Origin of the sequence: Streptomyces sp. Edi4 (assembly GCF_040253615.1) — a bacterium.
GTDB lineage: Bacteria > Actinomycetota > Actinomycetes > Streptomycetales > Streptomycetaceae > Streptomyces.
The window spans coordinates 4,013,492-4,037,639 of the sequence record NZ_JBEJGY010000004.1; the positions used below are offsets into that span (position 1 = coordinate 4,013,492).

Annotated in this window: 22 protein-coding genes; 8 read left to right on the forward strand and 14 right to left on the reverse strand. The window is 71.8% G+C overall.

Annotated elements, in window-relative coordinates; all coding sequences use genetic code 11:
* The first annotated feature begins 156 nt into the window (after positions 1 to 156).
* Positions 157 to 981, forward strand: coding sequence for a maleylpyruvate isomerase family mycothiol-dependent enzyme (locus ABR738_RS20190; RefSeq protein WP_350231385.1), 825 nt, complete (start codon positions 157 to 159; stop codon positions 979 to 981).
* Between the two features lie 20 nt (positions 982 to 1,001).
* On the opposite strand, the gene ABR738_RS20195 is transcribed toward ABR738_RS20190, so the two are convergent.
* The 6 genes from ABR738_RS20195 to pdhA (ABR738_RS20220) form a co-directional block, all read right to left on the reverse strand.
* Positions 1,002 to 2,300: an MFS transporter gene (locus ABR738_RS20195; protein ID WP_350231386.1), complete on the reverse strand. Its 1,299-nt coding sequence runs from the start codon at positions 2,298 to 2,300 to the stop codon at positions 1,002 to 1,004.
* The gene (locus tag ABR738_RS20200) at positions 2,297 to 2,959 is read right to left on the reverse strand and encodes a GntR family transcriptional regulator (RefSeq protein WP_350231387.1); all 663 of its coding nucleotides are present in this window, start codon (positions 2,957 to 2,959) and stop codon (positions 2,297 to 2,299) included. The genes ABR738_RS20195 and ABR738_RS20200 overlap by 4 nt, the downstream gene beginning before the upstream one ends.
* Before the next feature lie 82 nt (positions 2,960 to 3,041).
* Positions 3,042 to 3,614, reverse strand: coding sequence for a hypothetical protein (locus ABR738_RS20205; protein WP_350231388.1), 573 nt, complete (start codon positions 3,612 to 3,614; stop codon positions 3,042 to 3,044).
* Between the two features lie 223 nt (positions 3,615 to 3,837).
* Entirely contained in the window at positions 3,838 to 5,223 is a 1,386-nt protein-coding gene (locus tag ABR738_RS20210; protein WP_350231389.1) for a dihydrolipoamide acetyltransferase family protein, read from the reverse strand.
* Positions 5,224 to 5,233: 10 nt separating this feature from the next.
* Positions 5,234 to 6,214 carry an alpha-ketoacid dehydrogenase subunit beta gene (locus ABR738_RS20215; RefSeq protein ID WP_350231390.1) on the reverse strand — a complete coding sequence of 327 codons (981 nt, stop codon included), beginning with the start codon at positions 6,212 to 6,214 and terminating at the stop codon, positions 5,234 to 5,236.
* A gap of 2 nt (positions 6,215 to 6,216) precedes the next feature.
* A complete protein-coding gene (gene pdhA, locus ABR738_RS20220; RefSeq protein WP_350231391.1) occupies positions 6,217 to 7,371 on the reverse strand; it encodes a pyruvate dehydrogenase (acetyl-transferring) E1 component subunit alpha in 1,155 nt (384 codons plus the stop codon).
* Positions 7,372 to 7,756: 385 nt separating this feature from the next.
* On the opposite strand from pdhA (ABR738_RS20220), the gene ABR738_RS20225 reads away from it, so the two are divergent.
* The 3 genes from ABR738_RS20225 (at position 7,757) to ABR738_RS20235 (ending at position 9,988) form a co-directional block, all read left to right on the forward strand.
* Complete coding sequence (locus ABR738_RS20225) at positions 7,757 to 8,419, forward strand: response regulator (RefSeq protein WP_350231392.1); 663 nt, start codon at positions 7,757 to 7,759, stop codon at positions 8,417 to 8,419.
* Positions 8,420 to 8,539: 120 nt separating this feature from the next.
* Positions 8,540 to 8,959 (forward strand): pyridoxamine 5'-phosphate oxidase family protein, encoded by a 420-nt coding sequence (locus ABR738_RS20230; RefSeq protein WP_350231393.1) that lies wholly within the window; start codon positions 8,540 to 8,542, stop codon positions 8,957 to 8,959.
* A 15-nt stretch (positions 8,960 to 8,974) separates the two neighbouring features.
* The gene (locus tag ABR738_RS20235; protein ID WP_350231394.1) at positions 8,975 to 9,988 is read left to right on the forward strand and encodes a phosphotransferase; all 1,014 of its coding nucleotides are present in this window, start codon (positions 8,975 to 8,977) and stop codon (positions 9,986 to 9,988) included.
* A 13-nt stretch (positions 9,989 to 10,001) separates the two neighbouring features.
* Here ABR738_RS20235 and ABR738_RS20240 read toward each other — a convergent pair whose 3' ends face one another.
* Complete coding sequence (locus ABR738_RS20240) at positions 10,002 to 11,714, reverse strand: protein kinase domain-containing protein (RefSeq protein ID WP_350231395.1); 1,713 nt, start codon at positions 11,712 to 11,714, stop codon at positions 10,002 to 10,004.
* A gap of 324 nt (positions 11,715 to 12,038) precedes the next feature.
* Between ABR738_RS20240 and ABR738_RS20245 the strand changes: the two genes are divergently transcribed.
* The 3 genes from ABR738_RS20245 to ABR738_RS20255 all read left to right on the forward strand — a co-directional run bounded on the left by ABR738_RS20245 (position 12,039) and on the right by ABR738_RS20255 (position 15,149).
* Positions 12,039 to 13,670 (forward strand): protein kinase domain-containing protein, encoded by a 1,632-nt coding sequence (locus ABR738_RS20245; protein WP_350231396.1) that lies wholly within the window; start codon positions 12,039 to 12,041, stop codon positions 13,668 to 13,670.
* Positions 13,671 to 13,894: 224 nt separating this feature from the next.
* A complete protein-coding gene (locus ABR738_RS20250) occupies positions 13,895 to 14,437 on the forward strand; it encodes a hypothetical protein (protein ID WP_350231397.1) in 543 nt (180 codons plus the stop codon).
* A 172-nt stretch (positions 14,438 to 14,609) separates the two neighbouring features.
* Positions 14,610 to 15,149, forward strand: a complete 540-nt coding sequence (locus ABR738_RS20255; protein ID WP_323177967.1) for a bacterial proteasome activator family protein — start codon at positions 14,610 to 14,612, stop codon at positions 15,147 to 15,149.
* A gap of 122 nt (positions 15,150 to 15,271) precedes the next feature.
* Here ABR738_RS20255 and ABR738_RS20260 read toward each other — a convergent pair whose 3' ends face one another.
* The 7 genes from ABR738_RS20260 to pdhA (ABR738_RS20290) all read right to left on the reverse strand — a co-directional run bounded on the left by ABR738_RS20260 (position 15,272) and on the right by pdhA (ABR738_RS20290) (position 23,411).
* Positions 15,272 to 16,252 (reverse strand): NAD(P)H-quinone oxidoreductase, encoded by a 981-nt coding sequence (locus ABR738_RS20260; RefSeq protein ID WP_350231398.1) that lies wholly within the window; start codon positions 16,250 to 16,252, stop codon positions 15,272 to 15,274.
* 45 nt (positions 16,253 to 16,297) lie between these two features.
* On the reverse strand, positions 16,298 to 17,386 hold the full coding sequence (locus ABR738_RS20265) for a potassium channel family protein (protein WP_350231399.1): 1,089 nt from the start codon (positions 17,384 to 17,386) through the stop codon (positions 16,298 to 16,300).
* 39 nt (positions 17,387 to 17,425) lie between these two features.
* Entirely contained in the window at positions 17,426 to 18,844 is a 1,419-nt protein-coding gene (locus ABR738_RS20270) for a molybdopterin molybdotransferase MoeA (RefSeq protein WP_350231400.1), read from the reverse strand.
* Positions 18,841 to 19,794, reverse strand: coding sequence for an NTP transferase domain-containing protein (locus tag ABR738_RS20275; protein WP_350231401.1), 954 nt, complete (start codon positions 19,792 to 19,794; stop codon positions 18,841 to 18,843). Before ABR738_RS20275 ends, ABR738_RS20270 begins: the two co-directional genes overlap by 4 nt.
* 67 nt (positions 19,795 to 19,861) lie before the next feature.
* Positions 19,862 to 21,262: a dihydrolipoamide acetyltransferase family protein gene (locus tag ABR738_RS20280; RefSeq protein ID WP_350231402.1), complete on the reverse strand. Its 1,401-nt coding sequence runs from the start codon at positions 21,260 to 21,262 to the stop codon at positions 19,862 to 19,864.
* A complete protein-coding gene (locus tag ABR738_RS20285; protein ID WP_350231403.1) occupies positions 21,262 to 22,287 on the reverse strand; it encodes an alpha-ketoacid dehydrogenase subunit beta in 1,026 nt (341 codons plus the stop codon). The genes ABR738_RS20280 and ABR738_RS20285 overlap by 1 nt, the downstream gene beginning before the upstream one ends.
* Entirely contained in the window at positions 22,287 to 23,411 is a 1,125-nt protein-coding gene (gene pdhA / locus ABR738_RS20290) for a pyruvate dehydrogenase (acetyl-transferring) E1 component subunit alpha (protein WP_350231404.1), read from the reverse strand. Before pdhA (ABR738_RS20290) ends, ABR738_RS20285 begins: the two co-directional genes overlap by 1 nt.
* A 185-nt stretch (positions 23,412 to 23,596) precedes the next feature.
* Here pdhA (ABR738_RS20290) and ABR738_RS20295 point away from each other — a divergent pair, with 185 nt between their 5' ends.
* Complete coding sequence (locus ABR738_RS20295; protein WP_350231405.1) at positions 23,597 to 24,085, forward strand: Lrp/AsnC family transcriptional regulator; 489 nt, start codon at positions 23,597 to 23,599, stop codon at positions 24,083 to 24,085.
* Positions 24,086 to 24,148 lie beyond the last annotated feature (63 nt).

Below are 24,148 nucleotides of genomic sequence, written 5' to 3' on the forward strand. Positions count from 1 at the left end.
GTCCTGGCCTTCGAGCCGTCAGCACTCCGGGAAAGAGCCTACGATCGTCACACCAAAGCACTGCCGGGGTGCTGCCCGGCAGCGTAACTTAGCGACCAAGCCTCCCACGCAGTCCCGCAGTCCAGCCCGCGTACAAAAGAACCGCCGAGGGGTCCCGTGACCGTCCATCCCAGCCTTCAGACCTACGCCGATGCCTGGACCCACTCCATCGAGGCGATATCGGAGCTGGTGCAGCCGCTCGTCGAGGGCGAGTGGAACCGTGCGACACCGTGCCCCAACTGGTCGGTGCGCGACATCGTGTCGCACATCATCGGCATGGAGTGCGAGCAGCTGGGTGATCCGAGGCCGATCCACAGCCTGCCGCGCGACCTCTTCCACGTACAGACCGATTTCGCGCGGTACATGGAGATGCAGGTCGACGTGCGCCGCCACCACACGGCGCCGGAGATGACCTCCGAGCTGGAGTACACGATCATCCGCCGGCAGCGTCAGCTGCGCAACGAGAACCGGGACCCGGACACCAAGGTGCGCGCGCCGCTCGGCGCCGAGCAGACCTTGGAACTCGCGCTGCGGATGCGGGCTTTCGACGTGTGGGTGCACGAGCAGGATCTGCGCTGGGCGCTCAACAAGCCGGGAAACCTCGACTCGCCGGGCGCGTACGTGGCCCGCGACATCCTGCTGCACACGCTGCCGAAGGTCGTCGCGAAGAACGCGGGCGCCCCGCCGAACTCGGCGGTCGTCTTCGACATCCACGGCCCGCTCGAATTCCTGCGTACGGTACGGGTCGACGCGGAGGGCCGGGGCACCATCGACGGCACGCCCTCGCTCGGCCCGCTCGTCACCCTCGCCATGGACTGGGAGACGTTCCTGCGCCTGGCGTGCGGCCGGGTCCGTCCGCACGCGGTGGTGGACCGGGTCAAGACGGAGGGCGACCAGGAGCTGGCCGACGCCATCCTGCGGGAGTTCGCGGTCACGCCGTAGGCCGGGGCTGCGGGGGCCCGCTACACCGGCACGTGCACCGCTTCGACCCGGCTCGCCACGTGCCGGTCCCGCTCGCGGCGCTGGGCCCGCGCGCGCAGGCGCAGGATCTGGGTGAGTCCCAGGGCTTCCAGGAAGAACACCGAGGAGAACGCGATCCGATAGTTGTTCCCGGTCGCGTCCAGCAGGACGCCCACCGCGAGCAGCGTCGTCATGGAGGCGACGAAACCGCCCATGTTGGTGATGCCGGACGCGGTGCCCTGACGTTCGGGCGGGTTGGCGGGCCGCGAGAAGTCGAAGCCGATCATCGAGGCGGGCCCGCAGGCACCGAGCACCAGGCACAGGGTGACGAGCAGCCACATCGGCGCGTGCGTACCCGGATACGCGATGGTGGCGGCCCACAGGAGCGCGGTCGCCCCCACGGTGGCCAGCGCGAGCGGCAGCCGGGCCGCGTGGTGGCGGGCTATGAGCTGCCCGTACACGAGGCCGATCACCATGTTGGAGAGCACCACCAGGGTCAGCAGCCCACCGGCCGTCCCCCGGTCCAGGCCCTGCGCCTCCACGAGGAAGGGCATGCCCCACAGGAGCAGGAACACCATCGCGGGGAACTGCGTGGTGAAGTGCACCCACATCCCGAGCCGGGTGCCGGGCTCGCGCCACGACTCGGCGATCTGACGGCGTACGAAGGCCGCTCCGGCGTGGTGGGCGGGCGGCGGTTCGTGGCCCTCGGGGTGGTCGCGCAGGAAGAGCAGCAGCAGGACCAGGACGGCGACCCCGGCGAGCGAGCTGGCCGCGAAGGTCTGGGTCCAGCCGACGCCGTGCAGGGCGCGGGCGATGACCAGCGTGGACACCAGGTTGCCCGCCATCCCGAACAGCGCGGCGACCTGCCCGATCATCGGGCCGTGCTTGGCGGGGAACCAGCGCGAGCCGAGCCGCAGGACGCTGATGAACGTCATCGCGTCGCCGCAGCCGAGCAGCGCCCGGGAGGCGAGCGCGGTGGCGTACGAGGGGGACAGGGCGAAGCCGAGCTGTCCGACGGTGAACAGGACGGTCCCGAGCACCAGGACCTTCTTGGTGCCGAGCCGGTCGACCATGAGGCCGACGGGTATCTGCATCCCCGCGTACACCAGGAGCTGGAGTATGGAGAAGGTGGACAGCGCCGAGGCGTTGACGTGGAAGCGGTCGGCGGCGTCCAGGCCCGCGACGCCGAGCGAGGTGCGGAAGATGACGGCGACGAAGTAGACGCCGACGCCTATGCCCCACACGAAGGCGGCCCTGCGCCCGCCGAGCGGCTGCGGCGCCGGCAGTGCGGCGGAACTCATCGGTCGTCCCCCCTGACCAGGACCTTGACCCAGCTCAGGTGCTGGCGCACACAGTGCGCGGCGCGCTCGCCGTCGCCGTCCCTGATCGCGGCCAGCATCTCCTCGTGCTCGGCGATGTTCTTGGCCACGCGGTCGGGCTGGGCGTGCATGACGGCGACGCCCATGCGCAGCTGACGGTCGCGCATCTGGTCGTAGAGACGGGCCAGGATCTCGTTGCCCGCGTTGCGCACGATCTCGGCGTGGAAGCACCGGTCGGAGACCGCGAGGGCCGCGAGGTCCCCGGCGGCGGCCTGCGCCTTCTGCTCGGCGAGCAGTTCCTGGAGCCGGGCGAGCAGCCTGCCGGGCGCCGGCACGGCCCTGCGTACCGCGAACTCCTCGACGAGCAGGCGGGTTTCGACCACGTCGGCGGTCTCCTGCGCGGAGACGGCGAGCACGAGGGCGCCCTTCTTCGGATAGAGCTTGATCAGCCCTTCCACCTCAAGCTTGAGCAGCGCCTCGCGCACCGGCGTGCGCGAGACCCCGACGGCCTCGGCCAGCTCGCCCTCGGTGAGCAGCGTGCCGCCCTCGTAGCGGCGGTCGAGCACCGCCTGCTTGACGTGGAAGTAGACACGGTCGGCAGCGGCGGGCCGCTTGGCGGCGGGGGCGGGGGCAGCAGGCATGCGCACAGGATAGATACAACAGGGGTGCAACAGAAACCATCGTCCGGATCGCGGGACGGTGGTTTCTGGAGGCGGTGGTTCCTTACGGCCGCGTGGTGAACTCGGCGCCCGCCGCGACGGCGCCCTTGGGCACGACCGAGGTCTGGCCCGGTGCGGCGGCCGAGGGCGCGGAGGACGGCGTCTTGGCGGCCCCGGCGCCGTTCAGCGCGCAGCCCTTGGGCAGCGCGGGGAACTTCTGGATGGCGTACGAGGCTCCCGCGCCGCCCTCCACCTTGGACTTGAGCTGCGGGGCGGCGCCGTAGGGGTTCAGGATCTCGACGTAGATGCCGGCCGACGCGGGCAGCTTGGGGTGCGCGCGGTCGAGCTTACCGAGCGAGGGGACGGGGGCGCCGGGACCGTCCTGGAAGGTGACGGTCGGGCCGCTCGGGCTCATGCTCGTCACGGCGGTCGTGCCGGCACCGATGGAACGGCTCTGGGTGACGGTGCAGCCCCGGTCGTGGCGGCCGGCGGCCGAGGACGCGGTGGCGGCGGGCGCCCCGCCCGTCGGGGTGGCGGCGCAGGCGGCGGCCGGGGCGAGGAGGGCTCCGGCGAGGGCGGCGGCGGCGATCGCGGCGCGCAGGGGGGTGCGCAGTGAGGTGCGGGCGTAGGTCGACATGAACGACTCCATGACACAGGGCGGCCGAGCGGCGCTCACGTTCCCTCACCCCACTGTCCGCCCGGCCCCCTCCCCTTGTCCACCCGTGGCCATCGCTTCTGCCGGGTGGACGCGCCGCGGCCCCCGGCGGGTACGGGTACGGATGCCGGTGGTTCCGTACGGGTACGCATCGGGCGCCGCGGGCGCAACCGGCGCCGGGGGCGACGGTGTTGCCGGACCGGCGTCAGGCCCAGGTGATGAGTCGCTTGGGCCGCTCGAGGACCGCCGCCACATCGGCGAGCACCTTCGAGCCGAGCTCGCCGTCGACCAGGCGGTGGTCGAAGGAGAGCGCGAGCGTGGTGACCTGGCGCGGCTTGACCTTGCCCTTGTGCACCCACGGCTGGAGCTTGATCGCGCCGACCGCGAGGATCGCGGCCTCACCCGGGTTGAGGATCGGGGTCCCGGTGTCCACGCCGAACACGCCGACGTTGGTGATGGTCACCGTGCCGCCCGACATCGCCGCCGGCGAGGTCTTGCCCTCGCGCGCTGTCGACACCAACTCGCCCAGCGACTCGGCCAGTTGCGGCAGGGTCTTGGTGTGGGCGTCCTTGATGTTCGGGACGATGAGACCGCGCGGGGTGGCCGCGGCGATACCCAGGTTCACATAGTGCTTGAGCACGATCTCCTGGTTGCCCTCGTCCCACGAGGCGTTGACGTCCGGGTTGCGCTTGATCGCCACCAGGAGCGCCTTGGCGATCAGGAGCAGCGGGTTGACCCGCAGGCCCGCCATGTCCTTGTCGGCCTTCAGCTCCTCGACCAGCTTCATCGTCCGCGTCACGTCGACCGTCACGAACTCCGTGACGTGGGGCGCCGTGAACGCCGAGTCGACCATGGCCTGCGCCGTCGCCTTGCGTACGCCCTTGACGGGGATGCGCGTCTCGCGGGCGTCGGTCTGAACAACCTGCGCCGGAGCGGGAGTTGTTTCACGTGAAACCGGGGCGGCCTCGGCCGGCTCCGGCGTCGCCGCCGCGTGCACGTCCTCGCGGGTCACGATGCCGTCGGGGCCGGTGGGCACCACGGTGGCGAGGTCGATGCCGAGGTCCTTGGCGAGCTTGCGCACCGGGGGCTTGGCGAGCGGACGGGCGGGCGCGGGCACCTGGCCGTTCAGCTCGGTCTGCACGGCGCGCAGCGCCTCGGCCGGGGCCTGCTCGGGGACGGGGGTCCCCTTGCGCGGGCGGCGCTTGGTGGAGGCCTCGGAGACCCCATAGCCGACGAGGACGGGCTGGCGGCCCTTGGGCGCCTCCTCCTCGGCCACCGGGGCGGGCTCGGCGGCCGGGGCGGGCGCCGGGGGCTCTTCGGTGCCGGGGGCCACGTCCACGGTGATGATGGACGTGCCCACGTCCACCGTCACGCCCTCCTCGAAGTGCAGCGAGCGCACCACACCGTCGTAGGGGATGGGCAGTTCGACGGCCGCCTTCGCGGTCTCGACCTCGCACACCACCTGGCCGTCGGTGACGGTGTCACCGGGCTGCACGTACCACTTGAGGATTTCCGCCTCGGTGAGTCCTTCGCCGACGTCCGGCATCTTGAACTCGCGGTAGCGGGCTGCGTTCTGCGTCATTGTCGTCACGACCATTCCCTCAGTACGCCAGCGAGCGGTCGACGGCGTCGAGCACCCGGTCGAGGCCCGGCAGGTACTCCTCCTCCAGCCGCGCCGGCGGGTACGGGGCGTGGTAGCCGCCGACCCGGAGCACCGGGGCCTCCAGGTGGTAGAAGCACCGTTCGGTGATCCGGGCGGCGATCTCCGCCCCGGCGCCGTAGAAGACCGGCGCCTCGTGGACCACGACCAGGCGCCGCGTCCGCTCGACGGACGCCTGGACGGCGTCGAAGTCGATGGGCGACATCGAGCGCAGGTCCACGACCTCGATCGACTTGCCCTCTTCCTGCGCGGCGGCCGCCGCCTCGAGACAGACCTTCACCATGGGGCCGTACGCCACCAGCGTGAGGTCCGAACCGTCGCGTACGGTGCGGGCCCCGTGCAGCGGGCCGGGGGTTGCCTCCGTGTCGAGTTCACCCTTGTCCCAGTAGCGCCGCTTCGGCTCGAAGAAGATCACCGGGTCGTCGCTCCGGATGGCCTGCTGCATCATCCAGTACGCGTCGGACGCGTTGGAGGGGCTGACCACCTTCAAACCCGCGACGTGCGCGAACAGCGTCTCGGGGGACTCGCTGTGGTGCTCGACCGCGCCGATGCCGCCGCCGTAGGGGATGCGCACGACGACCGGCATCTTGATCTTGCCGAGCGCGCGGGCGTGCATCTTGGCGAGCTGGGTCACGATCTGGTCGTACGCGGGGAAGACGAACCCGTCGAACTGGATCTCCACGACGGGCCGGTAGCCGCGCAGGGCCAGACCGATCGCGGTGCCGACGATGCCGGACTCCGCGAGCGGGGTGTCGATGACCCGGTCCTCGCCGAAGTCCTTGAACAGGCCGTCGGTGACCCGGAAGACACCGCCGAGCTTGCCGACGTCCTCGCCCATGATGAGGACCTTGGGGTCGTCCTCCATCGCCTTGCGCAGCGATTCGTTGATCGCCTTGGCGATCGGCAACTTCTGTACGGCCATGGCTAGTTGCCCTCCCCGTCCGAGAACGACGCCTGGTAGGCGGCGAACTGGGCGCGCTCCTCGTCGACCAGCGCGTGGCCGTCGGCGTAGATGTTCTCGAAGATCGCCATCGGCTCGGGGTCCGGCATGGCGCGCACCGCCTCACGCACCCGCTTGCCGAGCGTTTCCGACTCGGTCTCCAGCCCCTCGAAGAACGCGGCGTCCGCGTGGCCCGCGTTCTCCAGGTAGGCGCGCAGGCGCAGGATCGGGTCCTTGGCCTCCCAGGCCTCGCGCTCCTCGTCGGCCCGGTACTTCGTCGGGTCGTCGGAGGTGGTGTGCGCGCCCATCCGGTAGGTGAACGCCTCGACCAGGGTGGGTCCTTCACCGCGCCGGGCGCGCTCAAGGGCGGCCTTGGTCACGGCGAGGCAGGCCAGCACGTCGTTGCCGTCGACCCGCACGCCGGGGAAGCCGAAGCCCTGGGCGCGCTGGTAGAGCGGGACGCGCATCTGCTTCTCGGTGGGCTCGGAGATCGCCCACTGGTTGTTCTGGCAGAAGAACACGACGGGGGCGTTGTAGACGGCGGAGAAGGTGAAGGCCTCCGCGACGTCGCCCTGGCTGGACGCGCCGTCGCCGAAGTAGGCGACCACCGCGCTGTCCGCGCCGTCCTTGGCGACACCCATCGCGTACCCGGTCGCGTGCAGCGTCTGCGAGCCGATCACGATCGTGTACAGATGGAAATTGTTGGAGTTCGGGTCCCAGCCGCCGTGGTTGACGCCGCGGAACATTCCGAGCAGATTCGTCGGGTCGACGCCGCGGCACCAGGCGACACCGTGCTCGCGGTAGGTCGGGAAGACGTAGTCGTCGTCCCGCAGCGCACGCCCGGAGCCGATCTGCGCGGCCTCCTGGCCCAGCAGCGAGGCCCACAGGCCCAGCTCGCCCTGGCGCTGCAACGACGTGGCCTCGGCGTCGAAGCGGCGGGTCAGCACCATGTCGCGGTAGAGGCCGCGCAGTTCCTCGGCGCTCAGGTCGACGTCGTAATCAGGGTGCTCGACGCGCTCGCCCTCGGGCGTCAGCAGCTGTACGAGCTCGGGCTCGGCGGCCGTCTTCTTCGCGCCGGCGCCGGCGGTGCGCTTGCTGCTGCGTCGCGGTTTGCGCGCGGCAGTGCTCTCCACGGTCACGTGCGTGCTCCTCCGTCTGTCCGGCTCCCGGGTTCGCCGGTGAGCCTGGGGGTCCCCCCGGCTCGTCCGGAGCTTGGGGGAGGCTCGCCTGTCCGTCTCAAGTGCACGGGGTGTGTGCGCTCGGCCGGGGATCAGGCGTGACAGGTGCCCCGGCGAGCGCCCTGTCAAAGGCACGTTACCCAGTGCTGCGCATTACTGCGAAACCCCACTTGACCTGCGATTTTGCTTGGATTTCCAAGTAAATCCAGAAAGTGGGGAACAGCCGCTGGTCACAGCCTTGCAGTCCGCCGGAACAACGGCACGTTATCCCGGTCACGCAGGTTCCGGAAGGGGTCACTTATGGCACCCTTCGGCGTGCTTCGGATGAATGTGTGAGACTGATTCCGTGCTCGAAACAGGCAAAATCAGCGTATTCCTGCTCGACGACCACGAGGTGGTCCGTCGCGGCGTCCACGAAATGCTGTCCGTCGAGGACGACATCGAAGTGGTCGGCGAGGCCGGCACCGCGGCCGAGGCCGTGAGCCGGATCCTGGCCACCCGCCCCGACGTCGCCGTGCTCGACGTGCGCCTGCCGGACGGCAGCGGCGTGGAGGTCTGCCGCGAGATCCGTTCCCGGGACGAGGACATCAAATGCCTGATGCTCACCTCGTTCGCCGACGACGAGGCCCTTTTCGACGCGATCATGGCCGGCGCCTCGGGTTACGTCCTCAAGGCGATCCGCGGCAGCGAGCTCCTGTCCGCCGTGCGCGACGTCGCGGCCGGGAAATCGCTGCTCGACCCGGTGGCCACCGCCCGCGTCCTGGAGCGGCTGCGCGACGGGGGCCGCAGCAAGGGGGACGATCGCCTGGCCAACCTCACCGACCAGGAGCGCAAGATCCTCGACCTGATCGGCGAGGGCCTGACCAACCGCGTGATCGGCGAGCGCCTGCACCTCGCCGAGAAGACGATCAAGAATTACGTCTCGTCGCTGCTCGCCAAACTGGGCATGGAGCGCCGCTCCCAGGCCGCCGCCTACGTGGCCCGGATCCAGGCGGAGAAGCAGCACTGAAAGCCCGGGCCCGCGAGGGCTCCGGGCCCCGGCCCGCCAGGGATTTCCGGGACCTACGGCCCGGCCGCACGGGCCCCCAGCTCTTCCGCAGGCCGCCGCGCCCACGCAAAAGTAGGGGGCATGTCCTCCGAGGAAGCAGCCCGCGCCATCGACCTGCTCGGCCGCGTCCGCTACGGCCGGGTGGCCACGAGCCTGCACGCCCTGCCGTTCGTCGCCCCGGCCCGCCATGTCGTCACCGGCGGCCGGGTCCTGCTGCGGCTGCACGCGGGCTTCGGCTACCACCAGGCCTGCCTCGGCAGCGTGGTCGCCTACGGCGCGGACAACCTCAACTCCGGCGCCGAGCACCTGTGGTCGGTGCAGTTCACCGGCACCGCGGAGCCCTGCGAGCCGACCGCCGGCGAACTGGCGCTGTTCGGCCCACCGCCCCGCGCGGCGGACGGCGAGCCCTTCGAGCCGATGTACATGCGTATCGCACCCCAGTTCGTCACCGTCCATTCGCTGGACTACTCCACAGAGCGTCCGCCCCGACACGCTGCGTGATCTAACATCTGACGAGTGCCGCGCTCATCTGCAACTCCACCCGTGGGCGATCTGCTGCGCCGCTACGAAGCCCCTGGTGAGCCGCTTTCCTGCGAACGCGTCGCCCAGGGCCTGCTGAACCGGGGCTACCGCCTCGCCACCACCCGCGGCGACTACTTCCTCAAGCACCACCTGGACGGCGACCACGTGGCCATCGCCCGCCAGCACCGCGCCACCGAACGCCTCCAGGGCCTCGGCGTCCCCGTCGCCCCGCCCGTCCCCGACGCCCAGGGCGACACCGTCGCGGTGATCGGCGGGCACTGCTACGCCCTGCACCCGTGGGTGCAGGGCCGCCACCGCGACGGCGCCCAGCTCTGCGCCGTCGAATCCCGCCGGCTCGGCGCGCTGCTCGGCCTCACCCACACCTGCCTGGCCCAGGTCATGGAACCCGACGTGCCACGGAGCGAACACCACAGCGCCGACCCGGCCGACAGCCTCGCGCTCATCGACGACCTGGTGGCGCGCGCCCGCAGGCACCGGCCCCGCGACGCCTTCGACGAACTCGCCGAACACCGCCTCCTGGAGCGGAGGGTGCTGCTGGGCGAACACGCCCACCGCCGCCCGCCGGCCCCCGCCACCGGCGCCTGGGTGCACGGCGACTTCCACCCGCTGAACCTGCTGTACCGGGGCGAGGGACGCTCGGCCGAACCCGCCGCGATCGTCGACTGGGACCGGCTCGGCGTGCAGCCCCGCGCCGAGGAGGCGGTACGGGCCGCCGTGATCTTCTTCGTCCGCCCCTCGGGCGAGCTGGAGCTGGCCAAGGTACGGGCCTACGCGCGCGCCTACCGGCAGGCGGCCGGGGCCGACGCGGAGGAGCTGGCGGCCGCCGTGCACCGGGTGTGGTGGGAGCGCCTGAACGACTTCTGGATCCTGCGCTGGCGCTACCAGCTGCACGACCGCAGGGCCGACCCGCAGTTTCCTGCGGCGTCGGCCCTGGCGGTCTGGTGGACCCGCGAGTACGAGGCGGTGCGCGAGGCGTTCGCGGGGTGAGGGTCGGCCGAGGTCAGTTCCCGGAACCGGTGGTGGTACTGCCATTCGTACCCGTGGTGGTGGAACCGCCCGCGCCACTCGTCGTGCCCTTGGTGGTGGAACCTTGGTCGGTGCTGCCCGTCGTGCCCTTGCTGGTGGAACCCTCAGTACCGCTCGTCGTGCCCTTGCTGGTGGAACCCTGGCTGGAGCCACCCGTCGTGCCCTTGGTGGTGGTACCCGTCGTGCCCTGGTCCGTGCCACCGGTCGTGCCCTCGGTGTCCGTACCCTCACTCGTTCCCGACGTCGTGCCCTGGTCGGTCCCCGGCGAGTGCGAGGCCTGCGACTTGCTGGGGGACGGCGAGGCGGAGCGCGAACGGTGGCGCGAGGGCGACTCGCCGTTGCCGTTGGTGCTGCTGTAGGACTGGCCCTGGCTGGTGCCCGGCGTGTCCGGCGTGGGCGGGTTGTCCGACGCGGGCGCCGAGGGCGAGGTCTTCGGGGAGCTCGAGGTCGTACCCCCGCCGCCGCCGGAAGTGCCGCCCGTGTTCTGCGTGGCCTTCAGCGCGAAGGCCACGCCCGCCGCGATCGCGACGATGGCGAGCACCACGAACAGCACCATCCTGCCCGAGCCGCCCCGCTTGGGGGCGCCGTGGCCATAGCCGTCGTACCCGCCGTCGTCCGGGTTGGACGGCGGCAGGATCGGACCGCCGAACTGCGAGGTGTCCCCGTGCACCGGGTGGCTCATGGCCGCGGTGGCCCCGGCCATGCCCATCGCCGGGGTGCGGGGGCCCTCGTGCATCATCTCGACCGGGCCGGTGTTCCAGGTGCCGGTGTGGCCGCCCTGCGCCTGGAGCATCTGCAACCCGTACTGGACCAGGCCGCGCATCTCCTCGGCGGACTGGAAACGGTCGTCCGGGTCCTTGGCCAGAGAACGCATGACGAGGCCGTCGAGTTCCGGCGGCGCGACATGGGACACCTGCGACGGCGGCACCGGCATGTCCTGGACGTGCTGGTAGACCACCGACAACGGTGTCTCACCGACGAACGGCGGCCGCTGCGCGAGGAGTTCGTACAGCAGACAGCCGGTCGCGTACAGGTCGGAGCGGTGGTCGACGGCCTTGCCGAGCGCCTGCTCGGGCGAGAGGTACTGCGGGGTACCCATGACCATGCCGGTCTGCGTCATCGTCGACTGGGCGCCGTGCAGGGCGCGCGCGATGCCGAAGTCCATCACCTTGACCGCGCCGGTGTCGGTGATGATCACGTTGGCGGGCTTGATGTCACGGTGCACGATGCCGTGCTGGTGCGAGTACGCCAGCGCTTCGAGCACCCCGGAGACGATGATCAGCGCCTGCTCCGGCGGCGGGGCGTCCGCGTCGATCAGAAGGTCGCGGATGGTGCGGCCCTCGACGAGCTCCATGACGATGTACGGGACGGTCTGGCCGCCCACGAAGTCCTCGCCGGAGTCGTACACCGCCACCACCGCGTGGTGGTTGAGCCCGGCCACGGACTGCGCCTCACGCGTGAAGCGCGCCTTGGACACCGGGTCCTCGGCGAGATCGGCGCGGAGCAGCTTGATGGCGACGGTGCGCCCCAGGCGCACGTCCTCCGCGGCGAACACCTCCGCCATGCCGCCGCGGCCCAGCCGGTGGGTGAGGCGGTAACGGCCGTCGCCGACGAGGCCGCCGACCCACGACTCGTGGTCCTGCCCATCGGCCATCCCGGCGCCGTTTCCGTCGGGTTCGGGTGCCATCAGTCCTCGCCGTCGTATCTGGCCGCGTCCGCGGTCTTCTTACGGGTCTTCCGTCGTACTCATCCGCTGGTTGTGCAGTAGTGCACGCTACAGCGTTGGCGCGAGGCCCCGGTGCGGGATGGACCGGCCATCCCATCGGTTCCACGTGTACCCATGCAAATCTCGTACGCTTTCGATGCCATTCCTGTAACGCTTGCGAGTCTCTTCCCGTGCGTACGGTCACGGAACGGGCATGCGGCTTGACGTGACTGACCCCTCGGGCAGACTTGGCCTGAAAAAATCGAGGATCAGCACTGGCCACCGGGCCTAGGGGGACGCACAGTCATGAGCCAGGACGGCGCACACGGCCGCTATGCGGGCGGTTCCATCGCGGGCGGGCGCTACCAGCTGCGCGACCTCCTCGGCGAGGGCGGAATGGCCTCGGTGTACCTCGCGTACGACTCCGCGCTCGACCGCCAGGTCGCGATCAAGACGCTGCACACCGAACTCGGCCGGGAACAGTCCTTCCGCGAGCGCTTCCGCCGCGAGGCGCAGGCGGTCGCCAAGCTTCAGCACACCAACATCGTCTCCGTCTTCGACACCGGCGAGGACACCGTGATGTTCAACGGCTCCACCGCCGGTGGTGACGGCGTCATGCCGTACATCGTCATGGAGTACGTGGAGGGCGAGCCGCTGGGGTCGACGCTGCACCGCGACACCCAGCAGTACGGCGCGATGCCGGCCGACAAGGCGCTCAAGGTGACCGCGGACGTGCTGGCCGCCCTCGAGGTCAGCCACGAGATGGGGCTGGTGCACCGGGACATCAAGCCGGGCAACGTGATGATGACCAAGCGCGGCATCGTCAAGGTGATGGACTTCGGCATCGCCCGCGCCATGCAGTCCGGCGTCACCTCCATGACCCAGACCGGCATGGTCGTCGGCACCCCCCAGTACCTCTCGCCCGAGCAGGCACTCGGCCGGGGCGTCGACGCCCGCTCCGACCTGTACTCGGTCGGCATCATGCTCTTCCAGCTCCTGACCGGGCGCATCCCCTTCGACGCGGACTCCCCGCTGGCGATCGCGTACGCACACGTCCAGGAGGAGCCGGTCGCGCCCTCCTCGGTCAACCGGTCGATCACCCCGGCCATGGACGCGCTGGTGGCCCGCGCCCTGAGGAAGAACCCGAACGAGCGCTTCCCGAGCGCCCAGGCCATGCAGGACGAGATCCTGCGGATCACCTCGTCGGGCCAGCTGGGCGCGGCCCCGGTCATCACCGGCGGCGGCCCCCTCTCCAGCGGCGCGGGCGTCGGCGCGACGGTCTTCCCGCCACTCGACTCGCAGGCCGCGCAAGGCCTGCCGGGCAGCGTGCAGACGCCGTACCAGGCGAGCCCCTACGGGCCGCCCACCCCGGCCCCGACGCCCCAGGCGCAGCCGTCCTACGGGTACCCGCAGCAGGCCGCCCCGGTCGCCTCCCAGACGCCGCCGCCGTACGCGATGCCCCCGGCCCAGACCGTGCCGGCCTCTTCCGGCGGCGGCTCCAAGGGGAACACTCCGGTCATCGTGGGCGCGATCGCGGTGGCGCTGCTCGCGATCGGTGGCCTCGTCACCATGGTCGTGATGAACAAGGACAACTCGGGCGGCGGTGGCGACGCCAAGGCCAGCAGCTCCGCGAACGCCGCGAACCACAAGGGCCCCGACCGGTTCCGCACGATGGACGCCGCGAAGTGCACCGCGCCCCAGATCTCCACGCTCGACCCGGGCAAGGTCCAGGCGCCGGACTTCTCCTACAAGGATGTCCTGTCGGTGAAGTCCTGCATCCAGGCGGCGGGCTGGAAGGTCAACACCGAGACCGTCGACAGCGCGCAGTGGGGCCAGGACGTGGTCGTCAGCCAGTTCCCCGCGGCCGGTGTGGACGTGGACAAGAAGAACGCGCAGTTCACGATCCAGATCTCCTCGGGCAACCCGCCCGGGCAGTAACCGGACACCGTCCGCGCACGAGGCCCGGCGCCCCTGGCGCCGGGCCTCGTCGTGTGCCGGCGAAGTACGCCGGGCGGCGTCGGCGGCCGGCGGCACCCGCCGCGCGGGACGCGCCTCCCGTTCGGCGCACCGCTGCCGCTCCCGGGATGCCGCACAACTCGCCCCGTGTGACGCTGATTCGGCCACCTCAGGCTCGCGCATCCGTACGGGAAGGGGCCCCTGCCATGGCTCCAGGGATTCGGTCACTCACGGCGGCCGTGTCACTGACGGCAGCGCTGCTCCTGACGCCCCCGCCCCACGCGGCCGCCGTAGGCGACCCGACGCCCAGCCCGTCCGCCTCCCCGTCCGTCGGCGCCTCGCCCTCCATCAGCCCCTCCGCGACCTCGCCCTCACCGCGTGTGTCCTTCGACGACCAGCACCTCGCGGGCAGCCGGGCGGGCGTGGGGCGGACGCGGCCGGGCCGGATCGACGCCCAGTACCCCTCCGTCGCCGATGCCTCCGACCCCCTGACCCCGGCCCTGGACGAGACACCGCCGCAGCCCCCGGTCCGCGTTCCCGCTACGGACACCGCACGGCCCTCGCCCCCGCCCCCGCCGGCGCCCACTCCCACGGCCGCCCCGGCCCACCCCCGCCTCCCGCGCCACCAGTCGCCCCAAGCCCTGTCCACCGACTCCGATCTGCGCTTCCACGTTCTGTCGCTGGGGGCGGGCCTGGCGCTGACCGGGCTGGGGCTCGGCTTTCTGGCCCTGCGCCTGCGCAGGCCGTGAAAGGGCGCCGGTACGCCGATCGAGGGACGCGGGGACAGCCGGCGCTGATACCGGGCGCTGTTTCACGTGAAACACCGTCCACGCGACGGGAATCGCCGCTCTCCGGGCGGTGGATCACTCCTTGCCGGGGGCACAACGTGATGTGAGGCATGTGTGCGAGAGAATGGGCGGCATGGAGATGCCGAGGAACGATAAGTCGCCGGAGAGCCCCCACATCCTGGTCGTAGGCCAGGACGGTATGGCCATCGGCGGTGGAGACGACGAGTCCCGCGAGGTCCCGGTGACGGAGATGGTCGAACAGCCGGCGAAGGTCATGCGGATCGGCAGCATGATCAAGCAGCTCCTTGAGGAAGTCCGCGCGGCTCCTCTCGACGAGGCGAGCCGCGTACGTCTGAAGGACATTCACGCCTCGTCCGTGAAGGAACTCGAAGACGGCCTGGCGCCCGAGCTGGTGGAGGAACTGGAGCGTCTTTCCCTGCCGTTCACCGAGGAGGCGATTCCCTCCGAGGCCGAACTGCGCATCGCCCAGGCCCAGTTGGTGGGCTGGCTCGAAGGTCTCTTCCACGGCATTCAGACGGCGTTGTTCGCTCAGCAGATGGCGGCCCGCGCCCAGCTGGAGCAGATGCGCCGCGCGCTGCCGCCCGGGGTGTCGCACGACGAGGACGACGAGGGCGGCCCGCACGCGGGTGCCCGTTCGGGCCCGTATCTGTAAACCGGCGACCGCCGCGCCGGGGCCCGTGCGGGCCGACCCCCGTGCGGGCCGGTGCGGCGCCGGGGCATACGAACCCGTCAGGGAAGTGAGGGGGGCGCCTCAGGGCGCCCCCCTCATCGCGTTCACGCCGTCAGCAGGACCTTTCCGATGTGCTGGGAGGACTCGAGCACCCGGTGCCCCTCGGCGGCGTCCGAGAGCGGCAGCGTCCGGTCCACCACGGGGCGTACGCCACCACCCCCGGTGATGAGTGGCCACACGTGCTCGCGCACCGCCGCCACGATCGCGGCCTTCTCCGACGCGGGCCGGCCCCGCAGCGAGGTCGCGGTGACCGCGGCCCGCTTGGTGAGGAGCGCGCCCAGGTTCAGTTCGCCCTTGGCGCCGCCCTGAAGACCGATCACCGCGAGGCGGCCGTTGACCGCGAGCGCCCGCACGTTCCGCTCCAGGTACTTGGCGCCCATGATGTCGAGGATGACGTCGGCACCGACGCCGTCCGTGGCCTTCGCCACCTCGTCCACGAAGTCCTGTTCGCGGTAGTCGATCAGGATGTCCGCGCCCAGTTCCGCGCAGCGCTCCAGTTTGGCCGGGCCGCCCGCCGTCACCGCCACCTTGGCGCCGATCGCCTTGCCGAGCTGGATCGCCATCGTGCCGATCCCGCTGGACCCGCCGTGCACGAGCAGCGTCTCGCCCGGGCGCAGGTGGGACACCATGAACACGTTCGACCACACGGTGCAGACCACCTCGGGCAGGGCCGCCGCCTCGGTGAGGCTCACGCCCTCGGGCACCGGCAGCAGCTGCCCGGCCGGCACCGCCACCTTCTGCGCGTAGCCGCCGCCGCTCAGCAGCGCGCACACCTCGTCGCCGACGCTCCATCCGGACACCCCCGGGCCCAGCGCGGCGATCCGCCCGGAGCACTCCAGGCCCGGGTAGGGGGACGCCCCGGCGGGCGGATTGTAGAAGCCCTGGCGTTGCAGCACATCGGCGCGGTTGACGGCGGCCGCGGCCACCTCGACGAGGACTTCGCCCTCGCCCGGTACGGGATCGGGGACCTCGGCCCAGACCAGCGCCTCTGGACCGCCCGGCTCAGGAATCGTGATCGCATACATAGGGCCGACGCTACTCCGCCCGCCTCACAACAGGCGCGCCGGACGCTACTCCGTCCGTCCCTCAACCGGTGCGCCACCGGCTCGTACGATCGTGATGAGCCGGTCCGTGAGCTGGAGCGGGCTCGCCTTCGCGTCGTCGTACGCGAGCAGCCTGTGCCCCCGCAGCACGCTCACCACCAGGTCGTCGGTCTCCCGCACCCCACGCCCGACCTCGCTCTTCTTCACCGGCCGCTCCACCATGTCCAGCCCGCTGCCCTGCTGGATCAGGTCCTCCATCACGGTGCCCGCGCTCGGGCTGAGCACGGACAGACCGAGCAGCCGGCCGGCCGCGCTGGCGCTGGTGATGACGGCGTCAGCACCCGACTGGCGCAACAGCGGGGCGTTCTCCTCCTCCCGCACCGCAGCGACGATCTTGGCGCCCCGGTTGAGCTGCCGGGCCGTCAGGGCCACCAGGACGGCGGTGTCGTCGCGCTGGGTGGCGATGACGATCTGCCGTGCTCTGCCCAGCTCGGCGCGGAGCAACACATCGCTGCGGGTGGCATCGCCGACGACGCCGACGAACCCCTCGGCGTTGGCGGCCTCGATCACTTTCGCGCTCGGATCGACCACGACGACCTGCTCCTTGCTCAGGCCCCGCGCACACAGGGTCTGGATCGCGGAGCGGCCCTTCGTCCCGAAGCCGATGACAACGGTGTGCTCGCGCAATTGGGCCTTCCAGCGATTGAGCCGCCACTCCTCGCGGGTCCGTTCGGTGAGGACTTCGAGAGTGGTTCCGACGAGGATGATCAAGAACAGCACGCGCAGCGGCGTGACCAGCAGGATGTTGGTGAGCCGCGCGCTGTCGCTGAAGGGGACGATGTCGCCGTAGCCCGTCGTGGAGAGCGTGACGGTGGCGTAGTAGACGGCGTCGAGGAAGTCGACCCTGCCATTGGCGTTGTCGTGGTACCCGTCGCGGTCGATCCAGACGATGAACGTCGTCAGTATCAGCACGGCGAGGGCCATGAGGATCCGCTTGGCGACCTGGCGCAGGGGCCGGTCGACGACCCGGCGCGGCAGCTGCACCCGCCGGGTGATCAGATTCTCGCCCGCCTGGCGCGCCATCGCGTCATGACCGGGCAGTTTCACGTGAAACATCCTTTTCGGGCAGGGGGTTGCGGGCGAGGACGCGTTGTTTCACGTGAAACACCCATCGCCCGATCCCACATGGGACCAGGGCAGATCCAGGATTTCGACCTCCTGGCCGGCCCGCGCTCCGCCGGGCGGCACCACCGCGAGCCCGTCGGCGGCGGCGACCCCGCGCAACATCGCCGGCCCGTTGTAGTGCAACGGCAGGAGGTGCTCCGCGCGGTGGACGACCGGGACGAGCCGGGTGTCGTGCGGGTGCCCCTGCACCTCGTTGCGCAGCGGCGCCGTGTAGGTCAACGGGCGGGTGCGCCAGGCCAGTTCACGGAGAAGCGGTTCGGCCAGGGTAAGCAGACCGGAGACCGCGGCAAGCGGATTGCCCGGCAGTCCGACCAGGTGCTTGCCCACCCCGATCCCCGCCAGCAGCATGGGGTGCCCCGGCCGTACGGCGACCCCGTCGACCAGAAGCTCCGCGCCGGCCTTGAGCAGCACGGGGTGAACGTGGTCCACGGGGCCGGCCGCGGTGCCGCCCGTGGTGATCACGACGTCGGCCGAGGAGCCGGTGACTGCCGCGAGCAGGGCGCCCGCGTCGTCCTTCAGGCGGCGGGTGCCGATGACGTCGGCGCCGAGCGCCCGCAGCCAGACGCCGAGCATCGGCCCCAGCGCGTCCCGGATGAGTCCGTCGTGCGGAAGCCCCTGCGTGAGCAGTTCATCGCCGAGGACCAGCACCTCGACGCGTGGCCTCGGTACGGTGTCCAGCTCGTCGTATCCGGCCGCCGCAGCCAGGCCGAGGACGGCCGGGGTGACCAGCGCGGCGGCGGGCAGCAGCGCGTCGCCCGAGCGGCACTCCTGTCCGCGCGGCCGGATGTCCTGGCCGTGCAGCACCACACGATCGGCCTGGAGCAGGGTGCGCGCCTCGTCCGTGCGGGCGTGTTCGCTGCGGATCACCGCCGTGGCACCGGAGGGGATGCGGGCGCCGGTGGCGATGGGGACCGCTTCGCCGTCGCCGAGCGGGGCGGGCGCGGCGTACCCGGCGAGGATGCCCCCGTCCTGCACCGACCACGGCCCGGGGCCGGCGACGGCCCAGCCGTCCATGGCGGAGGTGTCGAACGACGGCAGATCGGTGAGCGCGGTCAGCGGCGCGGTCAGGACCTCGCCAAGGGCCCGGTCCAGAGTGACCCGGTGGGCGCGGGCCGGCGCGGAACGGCCCGCCCGCGCGGCCACGGTCCGCGCCTCGTCCCAGGTGGCGGCGCGGCGATGAGGGGTCCGGTGGGCGCCGGATGCCGGTGGCTCCGCACGGTCCCTGGCCGCCGGCGCGTCCCGACCGGAGGACGAGGCGTCCCGTCGGGGGGTCGCTTCGTCCCGTCGCGGGCCCGCGGCGTCCCGTCTAGGTGCCGGGGGGCCGCTGTCACGCAGCAGGGCAAGCGCCTCGTCGGAGCCGTCGTCCGCTGCCGGGGTCCCGGCCATCATCCCGCGTCGTTCTTCGGGCCGTCGGAGGTCTCGGCCTCGGCCGCCCAGCGGTTGGCGAGTGCGGCGGCCTTGCGGGCGGCTTCCGCCACGTCCTCGCCCGCGCCACCCGCCTTGGCCGCCGCGTAGCCGACCAGGAAGGTGGTGAGGGGGGCGGCGGGGCGGGCGACGCCGTGGGCGGCGTCCCTGGCCAGGTCGAGCAGGACGCGGGTGTCCACGTCCAGTTCGATGCCGAGTTCGTCCTTGACTGCGGTGATCCATTCGTCCAGCACGCCCCCATGGTCCCTGATCCGCGCCCGTGCGGCCGCAAGGTCCTCCCAGGTGTCGCAGTCGAAGGAGGCAAGCGGGTCCGCTGCCAGGCGGCCGCAGTCGAGCGCGCGGGTGAGCAGGCGCAGTGGTCGCCCGGCGAGCGAGCCGTGTTCGCGGGCGAGCAACGCGAGCTCGCGGCGCAGGGGTTGGGCCCGGTATAGGGCCACCAGAGGCTGGTCACGGCCGTCGGCGTCGACACACAGGACGGCCTCGCGACCACTGCGGCGCAGTTCGCGCACCAGCGCCTCGACGGTCGGTGTGACCAGGAACGGCAGGTCGGCCGAGAGTACGAGCACGCTCCCGGCCGTGGTGTGCCGCAGCCCGGCGTCGAGCGCGGCCAGCGGTCCGCCGCCCGCGGGCTCCTCGCGGGCCCACGCCACCGCCCGCGCGGTGGGCCGCCGTCCGCCCACCACGACCGTGGTCGCGGCGCCGGAGCAGGCGGTGAGTACCCGGTCGAGCAGGGCCCGGCCGCCCACACTGAGCCCGGGTTTGTCGGCGCCGCCCAGCCGCTTGGCGGCGCCCCCCGCGAGCACCACGGCGTCGTAGGAGGTATCGGCGGCGCCGGGCGTGGCCCCGGCGCCCGTGCGATCGGCGGAGGTCCGGCCGGGCCCGGGCTCCGGTGCTGCGGCGTCGTACGCGGTCATCTTCCGAGTATGGGCCGCCGCCGGACGCTCATCGCCGCTGCCGTGCACGTCCGGCCCGCCGGGTGTCCTACAGAGTGCGCAGCAGCAGCACCGGGTGTTCCACGCAGTCCGCGACGTAGCGCAGGAAGCCGCCCGCGGTGCCGCCGTCGCACACCCGGTGGTCGAAGGTGAGGGAGAGCTGCACGACCTGGCGTACGGCCAGTTCACCCTCGTGCACCCAGGGCTTGGGGATGATGCGGCCGACGCCCAGCATCGCGGCTTCGGGGTGGTTGATGATCGGCGTGGAGCCGTCGACGCCGAACACCCCGTAGTTGTTGAGGGTGAAGGTGCCGCCGGTCAGCTCGCCGGGGGTGAGCGTGCCCGTGCGGGCCGCTTCGGTGAGCCGGGCCAGTTCGGCGCCGATCGACTCGACGTCGCGGGTGTGGGCATCGCGGACGACGGGGACCACGAGGCCGCGCTCGGTCTGGGCGGCGAAGCCCAGGTGCACCTCGGGCAGCCGCACGATCTCGCGGGCCGCCGGATCGACCCTGGAGTTGAGCTCGGGGAACCGGGCGAGGGCCGCCGTGCAGATCCGGGCGAGCAGCGCGAGCACGGAGACCTTGGGGCCGCCCGCCGCGTTCATGGCGACGCGGGCCGCCATGAGCTCGGTCGCGTCGGCGTCCACCCAGCAGGTGGCGTCGGGGATCTCCGTACGGCTGCGGCTGAGCTTGTCGGCGACCGCGCCCCGGATGCCGCGCAGCGCGATCCGCTCCCCTCCGGCGGCGCGGGCGGCGCTCCCGGGGCCCTGCGGGTCGGCGGCCGGATCCGTCCCGGGCGCCGGGGCCTTCATCGCGGACTCCACGTCGGCCCGCAGGATCAGACCGTCGGGCCCTGAGCCCCGCATCTCCCGCAGATCCAGGCCGTGTTCACGGGCGAGCCTGCGCACGAGCGGTGAGATGACCGGCACGGGGCCGGGCGCCTTGGCGGGGGCGGATGTCACCGGCGTGGCCTGCACCTGCGCCGGGGTCGAAGTCGGGGCCGCCGACGTGGCCCGCGCGGTGTCGACGGTCCGCGCCGGTGCGGCGGCGGGGGCCGCGAACGAGGTGGCGGCCCTGACCCGGGCGCGACGGCGCGTGGTGGCCGCCCCCGTCCCGTAACCGACCAGGACATTGCCCGAGTACTCCGAGGGCTCGGCTGAGTCGGCGTCCACAGCCGCCTCCTGGTCCGCCTCCTGGTCCGCCGAGGTTCCGACCGCGACAGTCAACAGCGGGGCGCCGACCGGCAGTTCCGTGCCCTCGTCGCCGAAACGCGCGGTGACCACGCCTCCGTAGGGACAGGGCACCTCGACCATCGCCTTGGCCGTCTCGACCTCGACCACCGGCTGGTCCACGGCCACCACGTCGCCCACCGCGACGAGCCAGCGGACGATCTCCGCCTCGGTCAGCCCCTCGCCGAGGTCGGGCAGCTTGAACTCCAGGACCTTCGGCATCAGTGCCCCGCCTCCCACTGCAAACGCGCCACCGCGTCGAGCACCCGGTCGACGCCGGGCAGATGGTGCTTCTCCAGCATCGGCGGCGGGTACGGAATGTCGAATCCGGCCACCCGCAGCACGGGCGCCTCCAAGTGGTGGAAGCAGCGCTCGGTGACGCGCGCCGCGATCTCGCCGCCGGGGCCCCCGAACCCGGACGACTCATGGACGACGACGGCCCGACCGGTGCGGCGCACCGATGCGCAGACCGTCTCGTCGTCGAACGGCACCAGCGAACGTATGTCGACGACTTCGAGGTCCCAGCCCTCCTCACGGGCCGCCTCCGCCGCCTCCAGGCACACCGGCACGGACGGACCGTAGGTGATGAGCGTGGCGCTGGACCCGGTGCGGCGCACGACCGCTTTGCCGATGGGTTCGACCGGCGCCGGGTCCTCGGGGGACCAGTCGGACTTCGACCAGTACAGACGCTTGGGCTCGAGGAAGACGACGGGGTCGTCGGAGGCGATGGCCGCCCTGAGCAGCCCGTAGGCGTCCTCCACGGTGGAGGGGGTGACGACCTGGAGCCCGGGCGTTGCCATGTAGTAGGCCTCGCTGGAGTCGCTGTGGTGCTCCACGCCCCCTATGCCGCCGCCGTAGGGCACGCGCACCACCAGCGGCATCGTCATCGCGCCACGGGTGCGGTTGCGCATCTTGGCGACATGGCTGATCAGCTGCTCGAACGCCGGGTAGGCGAACGCGTCGAACTGCATCTCCACGACCGGCCGGAGGCCGTACATGGCCATGCCGACGGCCGCACCGAGGATGCCGGCCTCGGCGAGCGGGGTGTCGGTGCAGCGGTCCTCGCCGAACTCCTTGGCGAGGCCGTCGGTGACCCGGAAGACGCCGCCCAGGGTGCCGACGTCCTCACCGAGGACGTGCACGGTGGGGTCCTCGGCCATGGCGTCGCGCATCGCGCGCTGGAGCGCCTGAGCCATGGTGGCGGGCTTCTTGGCGGTGGCGGTCACCTGGTCGGTGGCGGTGGCCATCAGTGGGCCTCGGCTTCCAGCTCGGCGCGCAACTGGGCCGTCTGCTCGCGCAGTTGGCCGTTCTGCTCGGCGTATACGTCGGTGAACAGGTGCATCGGGTCAAGGACCGGCTCGGCGTTCATCCGCTCGCGCAGCGTGGCGGCCATGGTCTCGGCGGCTTCGGCGGCGGAGCGGATACCGTCCTCGTCGAGGATGCCTCGGGCGGTCAGCTCGTCCTCGAGGAGCCGGATCGGGTCGTGGCCGCGCCAGGCGTCGACCTCGGCAGAGCCCCGGTAGCGGGTCGCGTCGTCGGCGTTGGTGTGCGCTTCCATCCGGTAGGTGACGGCCTCGATGAGCGTGGGGCCGCCGCCGCGCCTGGCCCGGGCGATGGCCTCCGAGAGCACCTGGTGCACCGCGGGCGCGTCGTTGCCGTCCACCAGGCGGCCCGGCATTCCGTAGCCGACGGCCTTGTGGGCGAGCGAGGGCGCCGCGGTCTGTTTGGCGAGCGGCACCGAGATCGCGAAGCCGTTGTTCTGGACCAGGAAGACCACCGGGGCCTGCCAGACGGCGGCGAAGTTCAGCGCCTCGTGGAAGTCGCCCTCGCTGGTGCCGCCATCGCCCACCAGGGCGAGCGCCACCACGTCGTCCCCCTTGAGCCGGGCCGCGTGAGCCAGGCCCACCGCGTGCGGGAGCTGAGTGGCCAGGGGGGTGCACAGCGGCGCGATGCGGTGCTCGCGCGGGTCGTAGCCGGTGTGCCAGTCACCGCGCAGCAGCGTCAGGGCCTGCGTCGGATCCAGGCCGCGTGCGACGGCGGCGAGCGTGTCCCGGTAGCTGGGGAACAGCCAGTCGCGCTCCTCCAGGGCCAGCGCCGCGGCCACCTCGCAGGCTTCCTGGCCGGTCGAGGACGGGTACACAGCGAGGCGGCCCTGCTTGGTGAGGGCGGTGGCCTGCGCGTTGTAGCGCCGGCCTCGTACCAGCTCCGCGTACAGCTTCAGCATCAGCGCGCGGTCGAGCTCGGCCCCGGTGCCCAGGACCCGGAAGGGCTCGGGGTCCGGGAGGAGAGGCGCGGGGTCGGTGCGCGGCCTCCAGGCGGGTGGAGGGGTCGGCCGATATGCGGCGGCACCGGGGAGCTCTTGGACCGTCATGCCAATGCACCTCCTTGTCGGGGAGCGGGACATCCAGGACGGGGGCGCGCGACTGTGACGCCCCTCACCTATCGATTGTTCGATCGTGGACGCATTTTGGCTACAGGCACCCTCAGTCTGTGGACAAACGGTTCTCCACAGCCTGAGATGGGAACACCTCGTCCACAACAGGAAGGCGGGGGGACATGGCAGCTGAACAAATGGCCACCGGCGACGCACGACAGGTGCCGGCGCGCCCGCTGGACGAGATCGACCACGCCATCCTGCGCATCCTCCAGACCGACGGGCGTGCCTCGATACGCTCCGTCGCCGAGCGGGCACACGTTTCGCGGGCCAACGCCTACGCCAGGATCAACCGGCTCGTCGAGGACAGCGTGATCCAGGGCTTCACCGCGCGCGTGGATCACGAGAGGGCGGGCCAGGGCGCCGCCGCGTACATCACGCTCAAGATCGTGCAGAACTCCTGGCGCACCGTGCGCGAACAGCTGGGACAGCTGCCGGGCGCCGCCCACATCGCCCTGGTGAGCGGCGACTTCGACGTCCTGCTCCTGGTGCACACACCCGACAACCGCGCCCTGCGCGAACTCGTCCTGACCCGGATCCAGTCCATTCCGGAGGTTCTTTCGACGCGCACGCTGCTGGTGTTCGAGGAGACGGACCTGGACCCTGCGTAGGGTCGGCCGCCGGCCCGGCGCGCGAGGCGGCCATGAGCGCGGGTGGTGATCCGCCGCCGCGCG

What these genes read in the sequence shown, in the direction of transcription:
- ABR738_RS20195 (WP_350231386.1), bottom strand. Translation starts at nt 2,300, where the DNA reads ATGAGTTCCGCCGCACTGCCGGCGCCGCAGCCGCTCGGCGGGCGCAGG.
- ABR738_RS20200 (WP_350231387.1), bottom strand. Translation starts at nt 2,959, where the DNA reads ATGCCTGCTGCCCCCGCCCCCGCCGCCAAGCGGCCCGCCGCTGCCGAC.
- ABR738_RS20205 (WP_350231388.1), bottom strand. Translation starts at nt 3,614, where the DNA reads ATGTCGACCTACGCCCGCACCTCACTGCGCACCCCCCTGCGCGCCGCG.
- ABR738_RS20215 (WP_350231390.1), bottom strand. Translation starts at nt 6,214, where the DNA reads ATGGCCGTACAGAAGTTGCCGATCGCCAAGGCGATCAACGAATCGCTG.
- ABR738_RS20230 (WP_350231393.1), top strand. Translation starts at nt 8,540, where the DNA reads ATGTCCTCCGAGGAAGCAGCCCGCGCCATCGACCTGCTCGGCCGCGTC.
- ABR738_RS20240 (WP_350231395.1), bottom strand. Translation starts at nt 11,714, where the DNA reads ATGGCACCCGAACCCGACGGAAACGGCGCCGGGATGGCCGATGGGCAG.
- ABR738_RS20245 (WP_350231396.1), top strand. Translation starts at nt 12,039, where the DNA reads ATGAGCCAGGACGGCGCACACGGCCGCTATGCGGGCGGTTCCATCGCG.
- ABR738_RS20250 (WP_350231397.1), top strand. Translation starts at nt 13,895, where the DNA reads ATGGCTCCAGGGATTCGGTCACTCACGGCGGCCGTGTCACTGACGGCA.
- ABR738_RS20255 (WP_323177967.1), top strand. Translation starts at nt 14,610, where the DNA reads ATGGAGATGCCGAGGAACGATAAGTCGCCGGAGAGCCCCCACATCCTG.
- ABR738_RS20260 (WP_350231398.1), bottom strand. Translation starts at nt 16,252, where the DNA reads ATGTATGCGATCACGATTCCTGAGCCGGGCGGTCCAGAGGCGCTGGTC.
- ABR738_RS20265 (WP_350231399.1), bottom strand. Translation starts at nt 17,386, where the DNA reads ATGTTTCACGTGAAACTGCCCGGTCATGACGCGATGGCGCGCCAGGCG.
- ABR738_RS20270 (WP_350231400.1), bottom strand. Translation starts at nt 18,844, where the DNA reads ATGATGGCCGGGACCCCGGCAGCGGACGACGGCTCCGACGAGGCGCTT.
- ABR738_RS20275 (WP_350231401.1), bottom strand. Translation starts at nt 19,794, where the DNA reads ATGACCGCGTACGACGCCGCAGCACCGGAGCCCGGGCCCGGCCGGACC.
- ABR738_RS20280 (WP_350231402.1), bottom strand. Translation starts at nt 21,262, where the DNA reads ATGCCGAAGGTCCTGGAGTTCAAGCTGCCCGACCTCGGCGAGGGGCTG.
- ABR738_RS20285 (WP_350231403.1), bottom strand. Translation starts at nt 22,287, where the DNA reads ATGGCCACCGCCACCGACCAGGTGACCGCCACCGCCAAGAAGCCCGCC.
- pdhA (WP_350231404.1), bottom strand. Translation starts at nt 23,411, where the DNA reads ATGACGGTCCAAGAGCTCCCCGGTGCCGCCGCATATCGGCCGACCCCT.
- ABR738_RS20295 (WP_350231405.1), top strand. Translation starts at nt 23,597, where the DNA reads ATGGCAGCTGAACAAATGGCCACCGGCGACGCACGACAGGTGCCGGCG.